The sequence below is a fragment of the Lentilactobacillus laojiaonis genome (genome assembly GCF_020616595.1).
Classification (GTDB): Bacteria; Bacillota; Bacilli; order Lactobacillales; family Lactobacillaceae; genus Lentilactobacillus; species Lentilactobacillus laojiaonis.
The window spans coordinates 794,321-814,694 of sequence record NZ_CP085278.1 but is presented as its reverse complement, the minus strand read 5'-3'; the positions used below and the strand labels follow the sequence as shown (position 1 = coordinate 814,694).

Genomic DNA, 20,374 nt, shown 5'->3' with positions numbered 1-20,374 from the left:
TAGCTCCTATTATCTAAAATCGATTTTTATTAATAGTAAATTTTATCATATATTTTAATTTGATGGACAATCTTATATCTATTTTTTAAAAAATACAAGTTTTCAAATGCTAAATTAATAATGCCTATCGAAAATGTATAAAAAATTTTGTATAATGAAAAAGTATAATTTGAAGAAAAAGGTGAGAATATGGCTCAATTATTTTATCGATACGGTGCAATGAATAGTGGAAAGACAATTGAAATTATTAAAGTGTCACATAATTATGAAGAGCAAAATAAAAGTGTCATTATAATGACAAGTGCCGTCGATACTCGTGAAGAGCATGGAATGATTGAGTCTAGAGTGGGACTTAATCGAAAAGCTGTGCCAATTTTTGACGATACCAATGTTTTTAATAAGGTTCAAGAAGTTAATCCTAATGCAAGTTGTATTTTGATTGATGAAGCCCAGTTTTTAAAAAAAGAGCATGTTCTCCAACTATCTCAAATAGTTGATGAATTAAATATTCCTGTTATGGCATTTGGGTTAAAAAATGATTTCCAAAATCATCTTTTTGAAGGTTCTGAAGCATTATTACTATATGCTGATAAGATTGAGGAAATGAAAACAATTTGCTGGTTCTGTGAGAAAAAAGCAATAATGAATGTTCGCTTTAGTAATGGTAAACCAGTTTATGAAGGCGAACAAATTCAAATGGGTGGCAACGAATCATACTATCCGGTTTGCAGACGCCACTATAATAATCCACCAATTAAATAAGGAAACGAGGAAATTAAATTAATGGATGAAGTTTTTGAAAAATTACAAGCGGTTGTAGATCGCTATGATGAAGTTAATGAATTAATTAGTGATCCAGAAATTATTTCAGATAATAAAAGATTTAGAGAGTTATCTAAAGAAGAAGCTAATTTAAGAGAAACAGTTAGTGTATATAACCATTATCAAGATGTTACTACTCAGCTTAATGATGATGAAGAAATGTTACGTTCTAAAATTGACGATAGTGATTTAGAAGCTATGGTTAAGGAAGAAATTTCTGATTTTAAGACCGAAAAGGCTGAGTTAGAAGATCAATTGAAAATCTTGCTATTACCTAAAGATCCTAATGATGAAAAGAATATTATTATGGAAATTCATGGTGCTGCTGGTGGTGATGAAGGTAGTTTATTTGCTGCTGATTTGTTTAATATGTATACTCGCTATGCTGAAAAACAAGGTTGGAATATTGAAATCGTTGATCGTAATGAAACTGAAGTTGGTGGTTTCAAAGAAATCGTATTAATGATAACTGGTAATAATGTATATTCTAAGTTGAAATACGAAAATGGTGCTCACCGAGTACAACGAGTTCCAGTTACTGAATCAGCAGGTCGAGTGCACACTTCTACAGCTACTGTGGGAGTTATGCCTGAAGAAGAAGACGTTGATATTGAAATCGATCCTAAAGATATTCGTACTGACGTTTATCGTTCATCTGGAGCTGGTGGACAACATATTAATAAAACCTCATCTGCAGTTAGAATGACTCATTTACCTACTGGAATTGTAGTAGCAATGCAAGATGAACGTTCACAACAACAAAATCGTGCTAAAGCAATGCAAATTTTAAAGAACCGTGTATATGATTACTACTTACAACAAGAAAAGGATCAATATAATTCTGAAAGAAAATCTGCGGTAGGGACAGGGGACCGTTCGGAAAGAATTCGAACTTATAATTTCCCACAAAACCGTGTGACGGATCACCGTATTGGTCTAACATTGAATAAATTAGATCGAGTAATGAATGGTGAATTAGAAGATGTTATTGATGCTTTAGTCTTATCTGACCAAGCTAAGAAGTTAGAAAACTTAAACAATAATGAATACTAATATGAATATTCCAACTTATTTTGAAGCCCGTAACTGGGCTTCTTTGCTTACTAAAAATATCGAAGAAATAGATAGATATGATATTGATTTACTAATAACTAAACGACAATCAATTAGTACCACTGAATTATTATTAAGAAATCATAAAATAATGAAATTGGCCGACTGGAACCAGTTTAAAACGGATGTTGAAAAATTAATAACCGGGTATCCAGTACAATATATTGTTAATAAAGCTGATTTTTATGGAAACGAATTTTATGTTAATGAAGATGTCTTAATTCCTAGAAATGAAACTGAAGAATTAATCGATGCAATTCTTGATGATTTTCCAATTAATGGCGAACCGTTAAGAGTTTTAGATATTGGAACTGGTAGTGGGGCTATTGCGGTTACTTTAAAAAAGTATCGTCCCAATTGGCAATTAGTAGCATCAGATATTTCATCGGCAGCATTAAGAGTTGCTAAAAATAATGCGGATAATAATCAGGTAGATGTTAAGTTCGTGTTAAGCGATTTATTTAATAATATCGATGGTAAATTCGATTTAATTGTTTCTAATCCACCCTACATTTCAGCCAATGAAAAAAATGTAATGGATAAAAAAGTGCTCGAATATGAACCCACCTTAGCACTATTTGCTGCTAATAATGGATTGAAAATTTATCAATCAATTGCTGATGAGGCTAATGAATATTTAAATAATAGGGCAAGTTTATATTTGGAAATTGGTTACAAACAAGGGCCAGCTGTCCAACGTTTATTCCAAGATAAATTCCCTAATAGTAAAGTCGAAATAAAACAAGATATTACCGGAAACGATAGGATGATTCGACTTAAGAGGTAATGATAATGAAAACTAAAATAATTAAAGCAGATCAATTGAAACAGGCAGCCCAATTAATACGGCAAGGAGAATTGGTAGCTTTTCCGACAGAAACGGTTTATGGTTTAGGGGCCGATGCAACTAATGAAGAGGCTGTAAAAAAAGTCTATCAAGCTAAAGGCCGACCAAGTGATAATCCATTAATTGTCCATGTGAATAGTATTAATATGGTAGAAAAATATGTTGGTGAACTTAATACTGATAGCCGAAAATTAATTGAAAAATTTTGGCCTGGGTCATTAACATTGATTTTCAAAATCAAACCAAATGCTTTATCAAAAACGGTAACTGGTGGTTTGGACACAGCAGCGTTTAGATTTCCTAAAAATCAATTGACTTTGGATCTTATTCAACTAGCTGAAAAACCATTAGTAGGCCCCTCGGCTAATACTTCTGGAAAACCTAGTCCTACTTCACCGGAACATGTTTATCATGATTTAAATGATAAAATCGCTGGTATTTTAGATGATGGATCGACCAAAGTAGGGGTTGAATCTACAGTTTTGGATATGTCAGTTGATACACCGACTATTTTAAGACCAGGTGCCGTTACAAAAAGGGATCTTGAGGAAGTTTTAGGAAAAGAAGTTAATGATGAATTTCATCATGTTGGTATTAGTGAAACTCCAAAAGCTCCAGGAATGAAATATAAGCATTATGCTCCTAATGCACAAGTATATATTGTCAAACCAGAAGATAATTGGGATGATGTAATTAAATGGATTAAAAATAATTATCAAAAACCAGTTGGAATAATGGCATTTGATCAAGATATTGCTAATTTTAAGTGGCCAGAAAATGTCATGTTAAAATCACTAGGAAGCGATGTTAATTCTGCTAGTCGTTTATTATTTAAATTACTAAGAGATTTTGATAGCCAACCGGAATTTGAAATTATATTTACTCAGGGAGTAGTTTCTAAGGATTTAGGTGAAGCGTATATGAATCGTTTAAATAAATCCGCAGGAAAAATGTACTTTGATCAATTATAAGTAGTACTAGATAAGGAGTGAATGGTATATGAATTACAATTATCAATCTGAAGATCCAGAATTATGGAACGCTATTGACAATGAACAACGACGCCAAGAACAAAATATTGAATTAATTGCATCAGAAAATATTGTTTCTAATGCAGTCATGGCCGCTCAAGGCTCAGTATTAACTAATAAATACGCTGAAGGATACCCAGGCCATCGCTATTATGGTGGTTGTGAATATATTGATGTTGTAGAAAATTTGGCAATTAATCGAGCTAAGGAATTATTTGATGCTGAATATGCTAATGTTCAACCTCATTCAGGCTCTCAAGCAAATCAGGCAGTTTATGCTGCCTTTTTAAAACCTGGCGACAAAATTTTAGGAATGGGTATGGATGCAGGGGGACATTTAACTCATGGTTCTAAAGTCAGTTTTTCAGGTAAAATTTATAATTCATACTCATATGGCCTAGATCCTGATACTCAGCTATTAGATTATGAAGAAATTATGCGAATCGCTAAAGAGGTTAAACCTAATTTAATTGTAGCCGGAGCATCCGCCTATAGTCGAATTATCGATTGGCGTAAATTTAGAGAAATTGCTGATGAAGTTGGCGCCTATCTTATGGTTGATATGGCACATATTGCTGGGCTGGTTGCAGCTAAATTACATCCCAACCCAGTTGAATATGCTGATGTAGTTACTACTACCACTCATAAAACACTAAGAGGACCTAGAGGTGGCTTAATTTTAGCAAAAAGTGAATATGCTAAAAAAATTAACTCTGCTGTATTTCCCGGCAGCCAAGGTGGCCCGCTAGAACATGTAATAGCTGGAAAAGCTGCCGCATTTTATGAAGATTTAAGACCGGAATTTAAAGATTATGCTAGTCAAATTATTAAAAATGCTAAGGCAATGGCAGAAGTTTTTAATAATTCAAGCAATGTATCAGTATTAACTGGTGGAACTGATAACCATCTTATGAGCTTAGACTTAACTAAGACTTCATTAAATGGTATGGAATTACAAAATATATTAGAAACGGTTAATATAACTACTAATAAAGAATCGATTCCTAATGATCCTCTTCCACCCACTAAAACTAGTGGTTTAAGAATTGGAACTCCGGCGATTACTACTCGCGGGTTTAAAGAAGACGATTGTCGATTGGTTGCAAAATTAATCTTACAAGTTATTGATAATCCTAATAACTCGGATAACTTAGCTGATGTAAAACAACGGGTGAATGAGCTTACTACTAAGCATCCTATTGGATAAATAAAAATAAGATAAAGTAAATGTTTACTTTATCTTATTTTTTTAGGTCAACGGTTTAAATTTGTGATACAATATTTTGGATATAAAAAGGAGTGTAAGACTATATGGGTAAATTTCAAGTAATGGATCATCCTTTGATTCAACACAAATTAACAATGATCAGAAATAAGGATTGTGGTACTAAAGAATTTAGAGAAATTGTTGATGAAATTGCAACTTTAATGGCTTTTGATGTTTCAAGAGACATGCCTCTTGAGGATGTTGACGTTCAAACTCCTGAAGGAATTGCACATGCCAAACAAATTTCTGGTAAGAAAGTTGCAGTTGTTCCAATTTTAAGAGCTGGAATTGGAATGGTTGATGGAATTTTAAACTTAATTCCAGCAGCCAAAGTCGGACATATTGGTATGTATCGTGATGAAGAATCTTTTGAACCACATGAATATTTTGTGAAATTACCATCAGATATTGATCAGCGCCAAGTTTTCGTAGTCGATCCAATGCTTGCAACTGGTGGATCAGCAATTATGGCAATTGATGCTTTAAAACGCCGTGGTGCTAATAATATTAAATTTGTTTGTTTAGTAGCCGCTCCTGAAGGAGTAGAAGCATTACGAAATGCACATCCAGATATTGATATCTATACTGCTGCTTTAGATGAAGGATTAAATGAAGACGGTTATATTATCCCAGGTTTAGGGGATGCCGGAGATCGATTATTTGGTACTAAATAGTAAAAAATTAAAAGGCTAATTTTAGCCTTTTTTTATTTTATTTAATTTTAATTTTGACAATAAATTTCAATCAAAATTTTAATTAAAATAAATTAATAAAAACCTATTCATAGCAACATTTTTAATTAACATAAAATTTAATATTTTCTTTTGAAATTTAGTTCAATTGGTGGTATTATTTCAATTGTATTTGGACGCATTTTAACCTCTGTGTTCATTACCATCGCAATACTTCGAATTCGGGATAAAAACCTAATTCTGGTGGGTTGTTGCGGAAACTTTAATGTGGAAAGAGGTGAGAACAAGTGGGACAGCCTACTTCTACTTTTCAATTCCTAGGATTAACGTTTAACTTAGCAAATATAATTTCAGTATTAGTTGCTTGCTTAATTGTTTTTTTATTAGTCTTTGGACTTTCTAGGCATATAAGCATGCGACCTGGTAAGGGACAAAATGTTCTAGAAGCTATCGTTGATTTCACAAATGGTATTGTCAAAAGCTCAATACCTGGTGAAGCAAGTAAAAGTTTAGGATTGTGGGCATTTTCGTTATTCCTATTTATTTTAATATCTAACTTGCTTGGTTTATTCCTGCATGTTGATATTTCAGGAGTTACATACGTAAAGAGTCCAACTGCTGACCCAGTAGTTACTTTAACTCTTTCGTTGCTAACTTTAACAGGAGCGCAATTCTTGGGAATTGAGAGCTTAGGTTATAAGGGTCATTTCACTAATTACCTTAAACCATTTAAGCCATTTATTATTGTAAACATATTCGAAGAATTCACTAATTTCTTAACATTAGGACTTCGTTTATTTGGTAATATTTTTTCTGGTGAAATGTTATTATCAATGATTACAAGCATGGCGGTTAAAGGCGGCCCATTGATGTGGGTAGTAATGTTTCCTGTCGAAATGGCATGGCAAGCATTCTCAGTTTTCCTTGGTTGTATTCAAGCCTATGTTTTTGTAACACTAGCATCAGTTTATATTTCTCGAAAAATAGAACTCGAGGAATAATATATTTAAGGAGGAATTTTTATTATGGGAGCAATTGCTGCAGGTATTTGTATGGCAGGTGCCGCTATTGGTGCCTCACTTGGTGATGGAATGGTTATTTCAAAAATGTTAGAAGGTATGGCACGCCAACCTGAATTATCAGGTCAATTACGTACTAACATGTTTATTGGTGTAGGTCTTATTGAAGCTATGCCTATTATCGCCTTCGTTGTTGCTTTATTAGTAATGAACAAATAATTAAAACTAATAAAACAATTTAATAACTAAGTTTTGAGAAGGAGGTGCCAATAGATGTTTTCTTATTCTGTAGTTGGAGCTGAACTTTATACTGGTGATATGATTTTTGTTATGCTCAGTTTCGTAGTCTTAGTATTTCTTATTAGCCTAGTGGCTTGGAAACCAATTACTAAGATGATGAATGATCGTGCAAACAAAATTTCCAGTGATATTGATTCTGCAGAACAAGCCCGTACTCAAGCGAATGAACTAGCTCAAAAGCGTCAAGCAGAGTTAGATAACACTCGTAATGAAGTTAGCGGAATTATTAATGACGCTAAAGAATCTGGGCAACAGCAACGTGATCAAATTATTGGTAAGGCTCATGAAGAAGTTACCAATATGAAAGCAACAGCTGAAAAAGATATCGAGCAACAACGACAAGAAGCGTTGGCTAATTCTCGAAAAGATGTTGCATCACTATCTATTGATATTGCATCCAAGATCATTTCAAAAGAAATTAATGAAACTGATCAACAAGCACTCGTTGATTCTTATATCGAAGGGTTGGGAAAGCAAAATGAATCAAGATAATGTAATTGCAGCAGATAAGTATGCAAAAGCTATGTTTGAAGTTCTACAAGAGAATAATCAACTAACTGATGGATTGGAAGAACTACAGTCATTAAAAACAATTTTTACTGAAAATTCACAATTATCAGAAATTTTGAATGATCAATCAATTGATAATAATTTTAAAGCTTCACTTCTAAAGCCTATCTTAGATAATGCTTCAGATTTTACGAAAAACTTTTTAAATATTATTGATAAAAATAGTAGATTTAATGATTTAGTTCTAATTATTGATCAGTTTGAAAAAGTTTATAACGATAAAATGAAGATCGTTCATGCAGAAGTAACTTCGGCTACTGAACTTAATGATGATCAAAAAAATCGTTTAGCTAAAGCTTTTGAAAAACGTGTTGGAGCTAATAAAGTGATTTTAAAAACTAAAGTTGATAGTTCAATTATCGGCGGTGTCATTATGAAGTCTGATGATACAACTATTGATGGAAGTATTAAAACTCGAATTAATAAAGTTAAACAACTTTTATTAAATTAACGATATCTATTTAGAGAGGTGAAACTTATGAGCATTAAAGCTGAGGAAATCAGTGCTCTAATCAAACAACAATTACAAGGTTATAATAATGAACTTGATGTTGAAGAAACAGGTATCGTTACATATGTAGGTGACGGTATCGTTCGTGCTCGTGGCCTTGAGAATGCTTTGTCTGGTGAGTTGCTCGAATTTGACAATAACGTTTACGGAATGGTTCAAAACCTGGAAGCCGGAAATGTTGGTATCATGGTTTTAGGTGATGATACTGGAATTCATGAAGGTGACTCTGTAAAGCGTACTGGTCGAATTATGGAAGTTCCTGTTGGTGAGGAACTTGTTGGACGTGTAGTTAACGCCATTGGTAACCCTATTGATGGTAAAGGTCCAATTAAAGCAGCCGATCATAAACCAATTGAGCATAAAGCACCAGGTATTATGGATCGCCAATCAGTTAGTGAACCTTTACAAACTGGTATTAAAGCGATTGACTCATTAGTTCCAATTGGACGTGGTCAACGTGAATTAATTATTGGTGATAGAAAAACTGGTAAAACTTCAATTGCGATTGATACAATTTTAAATCAAAAAGATCAAGATATGATTTGTATCTACGTAGCTATTGGACAAAAAGAATCAACTGTACGTGCATCAGTTAATACACTTGAAAAATATGGTGCAATGGATTATACCATTGTTGTTTCTGCTGGTCCTTCTGAACCTGCATCATTACTATATATTTCACCATATGCTGGTGCAACTATGGGTGAATACTTTATGAATAAAGGTAAACATGTTTTGATCGTGTATGATGATCTATCAAAACAAGCTGATGCCTATCGTGAATTATCACTTATTTTACGTAGACCACCGGGTCGTGAAGCATATCCTGGGGATATTTTCTATACTCACTCACGTTTACTAGAACGTGCTGCTAAGTTAAATGACAAGTTGGGTGGCGGTTCAATGACTGCATTACCAATTGTTGAAACTCAAGCCGGTGACGTTTCTGCTTATATCCCAACTAACGTTATTTCAATCACCGATGGACAAATCTTCTTAAACTCAGATATGTTCTATTCAGGTGTAAGACCAGCTGTTGATGCTGGTACTTCAGTATCTCGTGTTGGTGGTGATGCCCAAATTAAGGCTATGAAGAAGGTTGCAGGTACCTTACGTCTTGATTTAGCTTCATATCATGAATTAGAATCATTTGCACAATTTGGTTCTGATCTTGATGCAGCAACTCAAGCTAAATTAAACCGTGGTGCAAGAACTGTTGAAGTTTTGAAACAACCACTTCATTCACCAATTGCCGTTGAAAAACAAGTGCTTATTTTGTACTGTTTAACACATGGTTATTTGGATAAACTTAAAATTGATGATGTTTTACGTTATCAAAATGAAATTTTTGCATACTTTGATAATTCACAAACTGAATTGCTAGAAGAAATTTCTAAGACTGGTCAATTACCAGACACTGATAAGTTAGATTCAGCAATTCAAGAATTTGATAAGATGTTCCAACCTTCTAAAGAAGATAGTCTTGAAGAAGAAATTGAAAACAATAATTAATTCAGAGAAAGGTGAGATTACATGGCAGCTTCGTTAAATGATGTTAAACACAGAATTACATCAACTAAAAAGACACGCCAAATAACTAGTGCAATGGAAATGGTTTCTCAATCAAAATTAAACCAAATCCAAAAACAAACAACTAATTATGACATCTATGCAAGTCGTGTTAAAGCGGTTGTTATGCACTTAGCCAAATCACATTTTCTTGATGGAATTAACCAATCTTCAGCAACTAATTCTAATAATGAATCTAAAAAGACAGCCTACATGATTATTACTTCTGATCGAGGTATGGTTGGTAGTTATAATAGTAATGTTTTGCGTGAAGCTAATAGTTTTATGGAAAAACATTCAGGTGATGTTAATAATAGATCAATTATTGCCATTGGTGGAACAGGTGCTGATTTTTATAAAAAACAAGGTGCTAATGTAATTTACGAATATCGTAATGTTAGTGATGTACCTACCTTTGATGAAATTAGAGGAATTGTAAAAACAGTTACTTCAATGTATGAAGATGGCGTTTTTGATGAATTGTATGTTTGTTATTATCACTTTGTAAATCGTATTCAATCTAAATTTAGAGCTGAAAAAATGCTCCCAATTGATAGTGAATCGATCGAAAGCGATGCTAGCAAGGATATTAGCGAAGAAAATATGACTATGGATTATGACATTGAACCTTCTAATGAAGAAGTGTTAAAAGTTATTTTGCCTCAATATTCTGAAAGCTTAGTATATGGAGCAATTCTAGATGCTAAAACTTCAGAACATGCTTCAAGTTCAACTGCTATGAAGTCGGCATCTGATAATGCAGATGACTTAATTTCTAGTTTAGAATTGCAATATAATCGTGCTAGACAGGCTGCAATTACTACTGAAATTACTGAAATTACTGGTGGTCAAGAAGCACTTAGTCATTAATTTAAATTTTTTAGATGGAGGAATTAACTAAACATGAGTACTGGTAAAGTTTTACAAGTTATTGGACCAGTTGTCGATGTTGAGTTTTCCGCAGACAACCAATTACCAGAAATTAATACAGCATTAGTAATTCATGGAGACGGAGAAGACACAGTTGTGGCTGAAGTTGCTCTTGAATTAGGAGATGGTGTAGTTAGAACTATCGCTATGGACGGAACTGATGGTTTACGTCGTGGGATGGTAGTAGATAACACTGAAGATTCAATTTCTGTTCCAGTTGGTAATGATACATTAGGTCGAGTATTTAATGTTCTCGGAGAACCAGTTGATGGCGGCCCAGCATTTGGACCCGATGCTACACGTTGGCCAATTCATCGTGATGCACCAAAATATGATCAATTAAACCCATCAACCGAAATTTTGGAAACTGGTATTAAAGTTATCGATTTACTAGAACCATATATTCGTGGTGGTAAAGTTGGATTATTCGGTGGTGCCGGAGTTGGTAAAACTGTTTTAATTCAAGAATTAATTCATAATATTGCTCAGGGACACAATGGTATCTCTGTATTTACCGGAGTTGGTGAAAGAACTCGTGAAGGTAATGATATGTATTATGAAATGAAAGAATCTGGCGTTTTGGAAAAAACTGCCATGGTTTATGGACAAATGAATGAACCACCTGGAGCACGTATGCGTGTTGCACTTACTGGTTTAACCATCGCGGAATACTTCCGTGATGAAATTGGCCAAGATGTTCTTTTATTTATTGACAATATCTTTAGATTTACTCAAGCTGGTTCTGAAGTTTCTGCCTTATTAGGCCGTATTCCTTCAGCCGTAGGTTATCAACCAACATTGGCTACTGAAATGGGTCAATTGCAAGAACGTATCACTTCAACTAAGAAGGGTGCCATTACTTCTATTCAAGCTGTTTATGTTCCTGCCGATGATTATACCGATCCAGCTCCAGCAACTACTTTTGCTCACTTGGATGCAACTACTAACTTGGAACGTTCTTTAACTCAACAAGGTATTTATCCAGCCGTTGATCCGTTGGCTTCAACATCATCAGCTTTGGATCCAAATATTGTTGGTAAGGAACACTATGATGTTGCTACTGGTGTCCAACGTGTTCTTCAAAGATATCGTGAATTACAAGACATTATTTCAATTCTTGGTATGGATGAATTATCTGATGAAGAAAAGACGATTGTTAATCGCGCTCGTCGTATTCAATTCTTCTTATCACAAAGTTTCTCTGTTGCTGAACAATTTACTGGACTTCCAGGAAAATATGTTCCAGTTAGTGAAACAGTTGAAGGTTTCAAAGGAATATTAGAAGGTAAATATGATGATATCCCAGAAGATGCCTTTAGAAATTGTGGCCCAATTGAAGATGTTTTGGAAAATGCCGAGAAAATGAAGCAAAATGCCAATAAATAGGGAGGGATTCTAATTGGCTGAAAATTCAGTTATTACGGTTAGTATCGTTACTCCTGATGGAAAAGTTTATGAGCATACTGCTGATATGGTAGTTGTTACCACACTATCGGGACAACTAGGAATTTTACCAAACCATATTCCTGTTATTGCAACAATTGCTGTTGATGAAGTTAGAGTTAAGCATGATGATAAGGAAGATAAAATTGCTGTTAATGGTGGTTTTATTGAATTTTCTGGTGATACTGCAACAATTGTTGCAGATAGTGCTGAAACTCAAACTAGTATTGATGTGTTAAGAGCACAACAAGCTAAAAAACGTGCTGAACAACGTATTGAACAAGCTAAGGCGGCTGAAGATGCTGATTCTTTGGCTAGAGCTCAAATTGCTTTACGTCGTGCAATTAACCGTATCAATGTTGCAGGTAAATAAAGACCAAGAACTTTCTTGGCCTTTTTTTATTGGAAATTTATAAAATGATGGAAGGCAATGAATATGAGATCAATTGGCATTCAGGCGTTAATCACATTAGTGACATATTTTATTTGTATTATTATTTCCTTTTGGAGTATTCAAGAATTACATATTGAAAAAAGAATTCCCATGAGACCCTACCAGGGAAAGCTATTTATTGTGTTAATTTCTATTGCTCTGGGGTATTTAGTTTCATCATTTTTCTTATCTTTTATCGATAATGTAAGAAATTTAATTTTTATTATTAAATAAAAACGATTGTCCTGAATAGGGCAATCGTTTTTTTCTTTAATAGAAGATTAAAAAAGTTTTTAACATTATTATGGTATAATAAATCCTTGAGATTAAAGTTTTTTGGAGGGAAATTGCAGATGGCAAAAGATGTTGGTATTGACTTAGGAACTGCAAATGTATTAATTTATGTTGCTGGAAAGGGAATAGTTTTAAATGAACCATCGGTTGTAGCTATTGATATTAAAACTGGCAAAGTTTTATCGGTAGGTACTGAGGCTTATCAGATGGTTGGTAGAACTCCCAGCAATATTCGAGCCATCCGACCTTTAAAAGATGGTGTTATTTCAGATTTTGATATTACTGAAGAAATGTTAACTTATTTTATGAATAAGCTAAATGTTAAAGGCATTATGTCAAAACCTAAGATTTTGATTTGTGCACCAACTAATATTACAGAAATTGAAAGAAATGCTATTACACAAGCAGCTGAAAAAGCTGGTGGTAGTAAAGTTTACTTAGAAGAAGAACCTAAGGTTGCTGCTGTAGGTGCTGGTATGGACATTTTCCAACCCAAAGGAAACATGGTTATTGATATGGGGGGCGGTACTAGTGATATCGCTGTTTTATCTTTAGGTGATATTGTAGCAAGTAAATCAATCCGGGTTGCCGGTGATAAAATGAATAGTGAGATTGTGGCTTATATCCGCAAACATCATAATTTATTAATTGGTGAACACACCGCTGAAAAAATTAAGATTGAAATTGGTAGTGCAAAAGTAAATCCAGATGAGATCAAAGAAATGGAAGTTCGTGGTCGTGATGCCATTAGCGGAATGCCCGAATCAATTACTATTAATAGTAAAGAAGTAAGCGATGCTATCCATGATACCATTCAGTTAATTGTTGATGGAGCTAAAGAAGTTCTTGAAGTTACTCCACCAGAATTAGCATCTGATATTGTAGATCGTGGAATCATGCTTACTGGTGGTGGAGCTCTCTTAAGTGGAATTGATCAAGTAATTTCTGATGAGTTAACGGTTCCGGTAATTATTTCTGAACGACCACTAGATAATGTTGCTAAAGGTGCTGGTATTTTATTAGAAAGATATAATAAAACATCAAATAAAAAGGCTGAATCAAAGGAATAAACATTGAAAAATATTTTAATATTTCTAGTTAAGGGATATAAAAAAATTATTTCACCAATATTACCTCCTAGTTGCCGATATTATCCAACTTGTAGTAGTTATATGATTACTGCTATTAAGAAGCATGGAGCATTTCTAGGGACCATAATGGGGATAGCTAGGATCATTCGATGTAATCCATTTGTTAAGGGCGGATATGATGAGGTTCCAGATAGGTTTAGTATTTTTAGAAATAAAAAATCTCAATCTGAATATCGAAAAAGTATGCATCTAAAATAATTTTTGAAAGGTGAATATAATTGAGTAAAGCAAAGAAAAGTATTGATGTTGAAATTAAGGAAAAAAAGGATTCAACTGGAAATTTAGTTAACGAAGTATCTATTTCTGGTAATGTTATTGGATCTATTGCAGAAAATAACGATAAGTTTGATGTTAAAAATACTGAAAATGGATCATATCGTGTAAATACTTTTGATGAAGGTGTTCAAACCCTTATTAAGGATTTTCACTTGCATCATTAAGATCTGTTTATTTTTAGAAAGGGGTGCAAATAGTGGATTCAAGGGATGATTCAGAATCAAGAATTGATTGGGGAATTGTTTTTTGTGTATTAATGTTAGCAATTATTGGCCTATCATCAATTTTTGTTGCAGCCACTCATGACACTAGTTCTACAAGTGTAACTAAGCAGGTTGTCTCTCAATTAATGTGGTATGCGATTGGTACAATTGCCATTGTCGTTTTAATGCAGTTTGATTCTGAGCAATTATGGAAATTAGCACCATATGCCTATTGGGCAGGTATTATTTTATTAACGGCAGTATTGGTTTTATATAGTAGAGCTTACTATGCAAATACTGGTGCTAAAAGTTGGTTTCAACTGGGACCACTAACTTTTCAACCGTCAGAAGTTATGAAACCGGCATACATTTTAATGATGGGTCGAGTAATTGTTAATCATAACGATAAATATCCGCATGACACAAAAAACGACTGGATATTATTATTGACCATGGGTATGTGGACATTGCCAGTGGTTGTCTTGCTAAAATTGCAAAATGATTTTGGTACTATGTTAGTGTTCTTTGCTATCTTTGGGGGATTAGTAATTGTTTCAGGAGTTACTTGGAAAATTATTATGCCAACTATAACTACGGTAGCAGTAATCGGTGGAACAGCATTAGCGTTAGTTATTCCAGAATCTGGAAGAAAAATCTTAGAGCATTTTGGATTTAAGGCTTACCAATTTTCACGTGTTGATACTTGGCTACATCCTTCTGCTGATACTTCTAATCAAGGATATCAATTATGGCAAAGTATGAAAGCCGTAGGATCAGGTGGAATTTTTGGTTCAGGTTTTAATAAGTCGCATGTATATGTTCCCGTTAGAGAATCTGATATGATTTTCTCTGTTATTGGCGAAAACTTTGGATTTATTGGGGCATGTGTTTTAATTTTCTTATACTTTTTATTAATCTATCAAATGATTCGAGTTACTTTTGATACCAGAAATGTATTTTATGCATATATTTCAACCGGTGTTATTATGATGATTTTATTCCATGTATTTGAAAATATCGGTATGAGCATTGGACTATTACCTTTAACTGGTATTCCATTACCATTTGTTAGTGCTGGGGGATCAGCCTTAATTGGTAATATGATTGGAATCGGGTTGATAATGTCGATGCAGTATCACAATAAGAGTAACATGTTTGGTTCAGATAAAGAATTTTCATAAAATCAAGTTAAAAGCATCTAAGTTTATTACTTAGATGCTTTTTTGCATTGACAAATAATAATTTAGATTATATAGTTAGTTACACAAGTAATTAACTATATAAGGAGATAACCTGTGAATAAAAAAATATTAGATGTTAAAGATGTAACCAAAGTTTATAATTCAAACGGTAGTGAACCATATGAAGCATTAAAGGGAATAAGTTTTTCAGTTGATCAAGGAGAATTTGTGGGCATAATGGGAGCTTCTGGATCGGGTAAGTCTACCTTGCTAAATATATTAGCTACCTTAGACCAACCAACTAGTGGTCAAGTAATGGTTGATGGAAAAAACTTATCTAATCTATCAGCTAATCAAATGGCGGAGTTTAGAGCTAAAAAGTTAGGTTTTATTTTTCAAGATTTTAATTTGTTAGAAAACTTAACGGTTCGCGAAAATATCCAATTACCGCTATCATTGCAGAATATAAAAGCAAAATTATTTAATAATAAAGTTCAAGAAGTAGCTAGCCAATTAAATATTCAAGATATTTTAGAAAAATATCCTAGTCAAATATCTGGAGGTCAAAAACAAAGGGTTTCATCAGCTCGAGCATTAGTATCTGATCCTTCATTGATCTTAGGTGATGAACCAACGGGAGCTTTAGATTCACAAAATGCTAGAGAATTGCTAGATACTCTTAATGATATTAATGAACAAGGAGTGTCCATTTTATTAGTAACTCATGATCCTTTTTCAGCCAGCTTCTGTAAGCGAATCTTATTTATTAAGGATGGCCAAATCGGTGAAGAAATAAAATCGGATGGCCTTAGCCGATCAGAATTTTATCAAGTCATTCTTGATAAATTAGGAACTTTTGAACAATAGAGGAGAATATAGATGTTAGTTAAGCTTTCTTTGAACAGTATTAAATCACGTTTTAAAGATTATCTAGTATTATTTTTTGGATTAATAATTTCTTCTGCAATATTTTATATGCTTGAAGCAATTGCTACTAATAACCAATTTACAGAAGGAAATACCATAATTAGTAGCATAAAATTTATTTTTCAATTTGGTTCAATTTTACTTGGAATCATTACCCTGGTTTATGTATCTTATGCCAATAATTTTTTAGTAGGCATGCGTAAACATGATTATGGATTATTCATGATGTTAGGAGCTAAAAAGGGTAAAGTTAGCCAACTAGTAGCTATTGAAACCATGTTTGTTGGAATTATTTCCACAGTTTTGGGGATAATATTAGGAATATCATTAACCGGTGTTTTATCTAAATTAATAATGAAGCAATTAGGAATTTCATTAAAACACTTTAGTGTAATTTACTTTCCGGCTATTAAAATAACTTTAATTTTATTTATAATTTTATTTTTAATTGCATCGATTTTAAATATTATCACGTTTAGTAGAACTAGTGCCTTAACTCTGTTACGCTCCAGCCAGGCTACGGATTGGAAAAAAGCTAGTAATCTTAAATTAATTATTCAATCGATTTTAGGATTAGTATTACTTGGAATTGGATATTTTGCGTTATGTGACATCAAAAATTTAAAATTATCATCAATTCCTATAGCTCTAGTAACAATTGTATTAGGAACTTACTTTGTTTTTAATGCATTAGTAAGTATTCTTATCACTCAGTTACAAAAAACTAACTTCGGTCAAAAACGATTAAATAATTTTACTTTGGCTCAATTAAAATTTAGAATTCGTGATTATACTAAGATTTTATCAGTAGTTTCCATCTTATTTGCACTATCTCTAGGAGCCATAACAGTTAGTTATGAAATGAATCATCAGGTTGAAAAATATGCGAATGTTAATTCAATGTATTCAATTGCTGTAGTTAATCCGGATAAAAATATTAAAACCAATATCCAAAAACTTAGTGACGCCAGTGTTCAACAATATGATCAAATAACTACTAAAAATCGCATCTATTACAACAAATCACAAATCAATGCCCGACCATTTGAATATCAGGATGTCAATAATTCGGGCGAGATTAAGGGAATTAAGAAAGCAAGTATTCGTGAACTTAGTAACCCTAACTCTACTGCTTATTCAAACTTTTTGAACGTGAATGGTTATAGTAGTAAAAAAATAATTTTTGTCAGTGATCAAAAATTTAATAGTATTCATCAAAAAGTTAATCATTTAACCTTGGTAAAAGTAAAACATACTACTGAAAATAATATAATACTAGATAAAATTGTAGCCATGCAGTCTAAACAATTAAAAGTAAAAAATGTTGAAAATCTTCCCGGATCATATGGTTACTTTAAATTACTAAAGGGTGTTTATAGTGGCATGGAGTTTATGGGGACTTTTTTAGGATTTGCATTTTTGGCAATGTTAGCAAGTTGCTTAATGTTTAAAATTTTAAGTGGAGCAACTGATGATCGTCAAAGATATCAAATGATAAATAAATTAGGAGCTCAAAAATCAACCCAAATTAATTCGATTATTCAACAAGTAGGATTGTTATTCTTATTACCGGCGATTTTAGGAATAATTGATGTAATATTTGGTCTACAAATGTTTGATCAAATGGAACTTATTAGCGATCCTTATAGTGATTTAATCTTGGTTTTATGCGGATTTTTATTTGTTTACTTGTTGTATGGACTTGTAACAGTCATAATGTATATTAAAATAGTATTACCAAAAATAAAAATTACTAAGTGATTGGTTTGAAAAATATGAAATTTAAATTTAATGATACGGATCCAATTTATTTACAAGTGGCAAATCAAATTGAAGATGCTATTTTTAACGGATCTTTTTTAGAAGAAGAACAAATACCGTCTACAACTGAAATTTCTAAGAACTTTCATATTAACCCAGCAACGGTTTTAAAAGGGATGAACATCTTAGTTAATAAATCCTTGATTTATAAAAAGCGCGGTTTGGGGATGTTTGTATCAAAAGGTGCCCGAGAAATTATTATCGAACATCGCAAAGAGTTATTTTATGATCAATTTGTAACCGACTTTGTACGAGAAGCCAAAAATTTGCATATTAGCGAAGCTAATTTACTAGATTTAATTAAGCGAGGATACAATAAATGAGTGAACTAAAATTAGAGCAGATAAATAAAAGCTTTGGGAAAAAAACTATTTTATCAAATATCAACCTAAGCTTTTCTGAAAATAAAATTTATGGGTTATTAGGTCGTAATGGTGCTGGTAAGAGTACTTTATTAAATATAATTGTTAATCGAATTTTTGCTGATAGTGGAATGGTAAGAATTGATGGCGAAAATATTAATGATAACGATCGAAAACTTGATTTGATGTACTTAATGAGTGAGGTTGATTTATATGCTAATGGTGACAAATTAAGCAAAATCCTAGAAAATACCGAGAAGTTATATGGTGGATTTAACTGGGAACTATCCGAAAAATTAGCTAAGAAATTTGAAATTAATTTAGACCAAAAATATGGAAAATTATCAACTGGTTATCATTCAATTTTTAAATTAATTATTGCTTTATGTGTTCCAGTTAAGTTTGTAATTTTAGATGAACCAATTTTAGGTTTGGATGCTAATCATCGAGATTTATTCTATTCGGAACTTCTACAATCATATTCAGATAATCCTAGAACTTTTATTATTTCAACACACTTAATTGAAGAGGTTACTAATATTATTAGCGATGTTGTTATTTTGGATAATAGTAGGATTTTATTAGCAGCACCGGTAGAAGAAATTTTAGATCAAGCATACGGTATCGTTGGACCTCAAAATGAGGTGGACGATTATACTAAGGGACTAAATATAATTGGTACTGATAAAATGGGTAATTTAAAAACTACTTATGTATATGGTAATTTAAACGATAATCCCGTCCCTGATACAGTGCAAATTTCAAATCTTGATTTACAAAAATTATTTGTACTGTTAACTAGTAAAAATGGAGGAAATAATTAATTATGAAGATTGGTCCAACTACTAACTATTTATTACAAAAGCAACTGAAAATTTTGGGATTAGCATATATTTATTCATTTGCCTTTTTAATTGTTTTACCATTTTTATTATATTTATTATCAGGAGATATAAGTGCATATTCATTTTCAAATGCACTGGTGGACACTCCAATTAGTGGCATCTTTTATATTTACATGATTGTAATTTCGCTATTATCATATGAAAATTTTAAATTTTTAATTCAAAATGGAATTTCTAGAAAAACATTTTTTATAAGCCAATTAAAAGTATATTTAATAATTGGTTTAATTGGTAACATCATAAACCAAATTTATAATTACTTAATTGTATATCCTCTAAATATGGATACTTTTAAGTCATTAAGCTTATTTCAGTCATTTTACGAAAATACATTTAGTAATCCATTTCTTAATGGTGTTTTAGGATTTGTATTTGGTTATTTAATGATTATGAGTTACTCATTAACTAGTATGGCTATTGGTAGCTTTTTATCGTTATTTTCAAGAAAAATGCAACGAGCAATTATTATTATGATCCCCATTGCCGGAGTTATCACTTTGGTATTTTTGGTAAAATTAGTTATTGATCATCAATTTATTGATACTTGGATGGCTGATTTTGCAAAATGGTTGTTAGGATACGCTAATGATGATCTTACTACTGCTAAACCTTATCATTTAATGGTATGGTGCTTTGGATGGGATTTAATTATGTTATATCTTTCTAAGGTATTCTATAGTAAAAAACAAATTAAAAAAGCATAAAAA

General features: G+C 32.5%; 24 protein-coding genes. All 24 read left to right on the top strand.

The genetic code is table 11. The features are described 5' to 3' along the window. The first annotated feature begins 189 nt into the window (after positions 1-189). The 24 genes from LHL71_RS04250 (at position 190) to LHL71_RS04135 (ending at position 20,371) form a co-directional block, all read left to right on the top strand. Positions 190-762, top strand: a complete 573-nt coding sequence (locus tag LHL71_RS04250; protein WP_227360585.1) for a thymidine kinase — start codon at positions 190-192, stop codon at positions 760-762. 21 nt (positions 763-783) lie between these two features. Continuing rightward, entirely contained in the window at positions 784-1,875 is a 1,092-nt protein-coding gene (gene prfA / locus LHL71_RS04245) for a peptide chain release factor 1 (protein WP_227360584.1), read from the top strand. Continuing rightward, entirely contained in the window at positions 1,865-2,722 is an 858-nt protein-coding gene (prmC, locus tag LHL71_RS04240) for a peptide chain release factor N(5)-glutamine methyltransferase (RefSeq protein ID WP_227360583.1), read from the top strand. The genes prfA and prmC overlap by 11 nt, the downstream gene beginning before the upstream one ends. 5 nt (positions 2,723-2,727) lie before the next feature. After that, on the top strand, positions 2,728-3,753 hold the full coding sequence (locus LHL71_RS04235; protein ID WP_227360582.1) for an L-threonylcarbamoyladenylate synthase: 1,026 nt from the start codon (positions 2,728-2,730) through the stop codon (positions 3,751-3,753). Positions 3,754-3,781: 28 nt separating this feature from the next. After that, positions 3,782-5,020 (top strand): serine hydroxymethyltransferase, encoded by a 1,239-nt coding sequence (glyA, locus tag LHL71_RS04230; protein ID WP_227360581.1) that lies wholly within the window; start codon positions 3,782-3,784, stop codon positions 5,018-5,020. A gap of 104 nt (positions 5,021-5,124) precedes the next feature. Further along, positions 5,125-5,754 carry a uracil phosphoribosyltransferase gene (gene upp / locus LHL71_RS04225; protein WP_227360580.1) on the top strand — a complete coding sequence of 210 codons (630 nt, stop codon included), beginning with the start codon at positions 5,125-5,127 and terminating at the stop codon, positions 5,752-5,754. 305 nt (positions 5,755-6,059) lie between these two features. Next, positions 6,060-6,773 (top strand): F0F1 ATP synthase subunit A, encoded by a 714-nt coding sequence (gene atpB, locus LHL71_RS04220; RefSeq protein ID WP_227360579.1) that lies wholly within the window; start codon positions 6,060-6,062, stop codon positions 6,771-6,773. Positions 6,774-6,797: 24 nt separating this feature from the next. Continuing rightward, positions 6,798-7,010: a F0F1 ATP synthase subunit C gene (gene atpE / locus LHL71_RS04215; protein ID WP_227360578.1), complete on the top strand. Its 213-nt coding sequence runs from the start codon at positions 6,798-6,800 to the stop codon at positions 7,008-7,010. 54 nt (positions 7,011-7,064) lie between these two features. Then, entirely contained in the window at positions 7,065-7,583 is a 519-nt protein-coding gene (gene atpF / locus LHL71_RS04210; protein WP_227360577.1) for a F0F1 ATP synthase subunit B, read from the top strand. Next, entirely contained in the window at positions 7,570-8,112 is a 543-nt protein-coding gene (atpH, locus tag LHL71_RS04205; RefSeq protein ID WP_227360576.1) for an ATP synthase F1 subunit delta, read from the top strand. The genes atpF and atpH overlap by 14 nt, the downstream gene beginning before the upstream one ends. A 27-nt stretch (positions 8,113-8,139) precedes the next feature. Then, positions 8,140-9,684, top strand: a complete 1,545-nt coding sequence (gene atpA, locus LHL71_RS04200; RefSeq protein WP_227360575.1) for a F0F1 ATP synthase subunit alpha — start codon at positions 8,140-8,142, stop codon at positions 9,682-9,684. A 21-nt stretch (positions 9,685-9,705) separates the two neighbouring features. Beyond that, entirely contained in the window at positions 9,706-10,611 is a 906-nt protein-coding gene (locus LHL71_RS04195; RefSeq protein ID WP_227360574.1) for a F0F1 ATP synthase subunit gamma, read from the top strand. Positions 10,612-10,644: 33 nt separating this feature from the next. Then, positions 10,645-12,057 (top strand): F0F1 ATP synthase subunit beta, encoded by a 1,413-nt coding sequence (gene atpD, locus LHL71_RS04190; protein ID WP_227360573.1) that lies wholly within the window; start codon positions 10,645-10,647, stop codon positions 12,055-12,057. A 13-nt stretch (positions 12,058-12,070) separates the two neighbouring features. After that, the gene (locus tag LHL71_RS04185; protein WP_227360572.1) at positions 12,071-12,487 is read left to right on the top strand and encodes a F0F1 ATP synthase subunit epsilon; all 417 of its coding nucleotides are present in this window, start codon (positions 12,071-12,073) and stop codon (positions 12,485-12,487) included. A 57-nt stretch (positions 12,488-12,544) separates the two neighbouring features. After that, positions 12,545-12,781, top strand: a complete 237-nt coding sequence (locus LHL71_RS04180) for a DUF1146 family protein (RefSeq protein WP_347339030.1) — start codon at positions 12,545-12,547, stop codon at positions 12,779-12,781. A gap of 119 nt (positions 12,782-12,900) precedes the next feature. Further along, positions 12,901-13,911 (top strand): rod shape-determining protein, encoded by a 1,011-nt coding sequence (mreB, locus tag LHL71_RS04175; RefSeq protein ID WP_227360570.1) that lies wholly within the window; start codon positions 12,901-12,903, stop codon positions 13,909-13,911. 3 nt (positions 13,912-13,914) lie between these two features. After that, positions 13,915-14,190, top strand: a complete 276-nt coding sequence (gene yidD, locus LHL71_RS04170; RefSeq protein ID WP_227360569.1) for a membrane protein insertion efficiency factor YidD — start codon at positions 13,915-13,917, stop codon at positions 14,188-14,190. 20 nt (positions 14,191-14,210) lie between these two features. Beyond that, positions 14,211-14,432, top strand: a complete 222-nt coding sequence (locus LHL71_RS04165; protein WP_227360568.1) for a DUF2969 domain-containing protein — start codon at positions 14,211-14,213, stop codon at positions 14,430-14,432. A 92-nt stretch (positions 14,433-14,524) separates the two neighbouring features. Next, positions 14,525-15,652, top strand: coding sequence for an FtsW/RodA/SpoVE family cell cycle protein (locus tag LHL71_RS04160; protein ID WP_227361609.1), 1,128 nt, complete (start codon positions 14,525-14,527; stop codon positions 15,650-15,652). Positions 15,653-15,766: 114 nt separating this feature from the next. Continuing rightward, a complete protein-coding gene (locus LHL71_RS04155; protein ID WP_227360567.1) occupies positions 15,767-16,519 on the top strand; it encodes an ABC transporter ATP-binding protein in 753 nt (250 codons plus the stop codon). A 12-nt stretch (positions 16,520-16,531) separates the two neighbouring features. Continuing rightward, the gene (locus tag LHL71_RS04150) at positions 16,532-18,340 is read left to right on the top strand and encodes an FtsX-like permease family protein (protein WP_227360566.1); all 1,809 of its coding nucleotides are present in this window, start codon (positions 16,532-16,534) and stop codon (positions 18,338-18,340) included. A 14-nt stretch (positions 18,341-18,354) separates the two neighbouring features. Beyond that, positions 18,355-18,723 (top strand): GntR family transcriptional regulator, encoded by a 369-nt coding sequence (locus LHL71_RS04145; protein WP_227360565.1) that lies wholly within the window; start codon positions 18,355-18,357, stop codon positions 18,721-18,723. Then, positions 18,720-19,586: an ATP-binding cassette domain-containing protein gene (locus LHL71_RS04140; RefSeq protein ID WP_227360564.1), complete on the top strand. Its 867-nt coding sequence runs from the start codon at positions 18,720-18,722 to the stop codon at positions 19,584-19,586. The genes LHL71_RS04145 and LHL71_RS04140 overlap by 4 nt, the downstream gene beginning before the upstream one ends. 2 nt (positions 19,587-19,588) lie before the next feature. Further along, on the top strand, positions 19,589-20,371 hold the full coding sequence (locus LHL71_RS04135) for an ABC transporter permease (RefSeq protein ID WP_227360563.1): 783 nt from the start codon (positions 19,589-19,591) through the stop codon (positions 20,369-20,371). The last annotated feature ends 3 nt before the right edge of the window (positions 20,372-20,374 follow it).

Excerpts from the sequence above, each read along its gene's own strand:
- LHL71_RS04150 (WP_227360566.1), top strand. The coding sequence starts at position 16,532 with ATGTTAGTTAAGCTTTCTTTGAACAGTATTAAATCACGTTTTAAAGAT.
- atpH (WP_227360576.1), top strand. The coding sequence starts at position 7,570 with ATGAATCAAGATAATGTAATTGCAGCAGATAAGTATGCAAAAGCTATG.
- glyA (WP_227360581.1), top strand. The coding sequence starts at position 3,782 with ATGAATTACAATTATCAATCTGAAGATCCAGAATTATGGAACGCTATT.
- LHL71_RS04235 (WP_227360582.1), top strand. The coding sequence starts at position 2,728 with ATGAAAACTAAAATAATTAAAGCAGATCAATTGAAACAGGCAGCCCAA.
- LHL71_RS04160 (WP_227361609.1), top strand. The coding sequence starts at position 14,525 with ATGTTAGCAATTATTGGCCTATCATCAATTTTTGTTGCAGCCACTCAT.
- LHL71_RS04180 (WP_347339030.1), top strand. The coding sequence starts at position 12,545 with ATGAATATGAGATCAATTGGCATTCAGGCGTTAATCACATTAGTGACA.
- LHL71_RS04135 (WP_227360563.1), top strand. The coding sequence starts at position 19,589 with ATGAAGATTGGTCCAACTACTAACTATTTATTACAAAAGCAACTGAAA.
- atpE (WP_227360578.1), top strand. The coding sequence starts at position 6,798 with ATGGGAGCAATTGCTGCAGGTATTTGTATGGCAGGTGCCGCTATTGGT.
- LHL71_RS04195 (WP_227360574.1), top strand. The coding sequence starts at position 9,706 with ATGGCAGCTTCGTTAAATGATGTTAAACACAGAATTACATCAACTAAA.
- prfA (WP_227360584.1), top strand. The coding sequence starts at position 784 with ATGGATGAAGTTTTTGAAAAATTACAAGCGGTTGTAGATCGCTATGAT.
- upp (WP_227360580.1), top strand. The coding sequence starts at position 5,125 with ATGGGTAAATTTCAAGTAATGGATCATCCTTTGATTCAACACAAATTA.
- LHL71_RS04145 (WP_227360565.1), top strand. The coding sequence starts at position 18,355 with ATGAAATTTAAATTTAATGATACGGATCCAATTTATTTACAAGTGGCA.
- LHL71_RS04140 (WP_227360564.1), top strand. The coding sequence starts at position 18,720 with ATGAGTGAACTAAAATTAGAGCAGATAAATAAAAGCTTTGGGAAAAAA.
- atpA (WP_227360575.1), top strand. The coding sequence starts at position 8,140 with ATGAGCATTAAAGCTGAGGAAATCAGTGCTCTAATCAAACAACAATTA.
- LHL71_RS04250 (WP_227360585.1), top strand. The coding sequence starts at position 190 with ATGGCTCAATTATTTTATCGATACGGTGCAATGAATAGTGGAAAGACA.
- atpD (WP_227360573.1), top strand. The coding sequence starts at position 10,645 with ATGAGTACTGGTAAAGTTTTACAAGTTATTGGACCAGTTGTCGATGTT.
- atpF (WP_227360577.1), top strand. The coding sequence starts at position 7,065 with ATGTTTTCTTATTCTGTAGTTGGAGCTGAACTTTATACTGGTGATATG.
- prmC (WP_227360583.1), top strand. The coding sequence starts at position 1,865 with ATGAATACTAATATGAATATTCCAACTTATTTTGAAGCCCGTAACTGG.
- mreB (WP_227360570.1), top strand. The coding sequence starts at position 12,901 with ATGGCAAAAGATGTTGGTATTGACTTAGGAACTGCAAATGTATTAATT.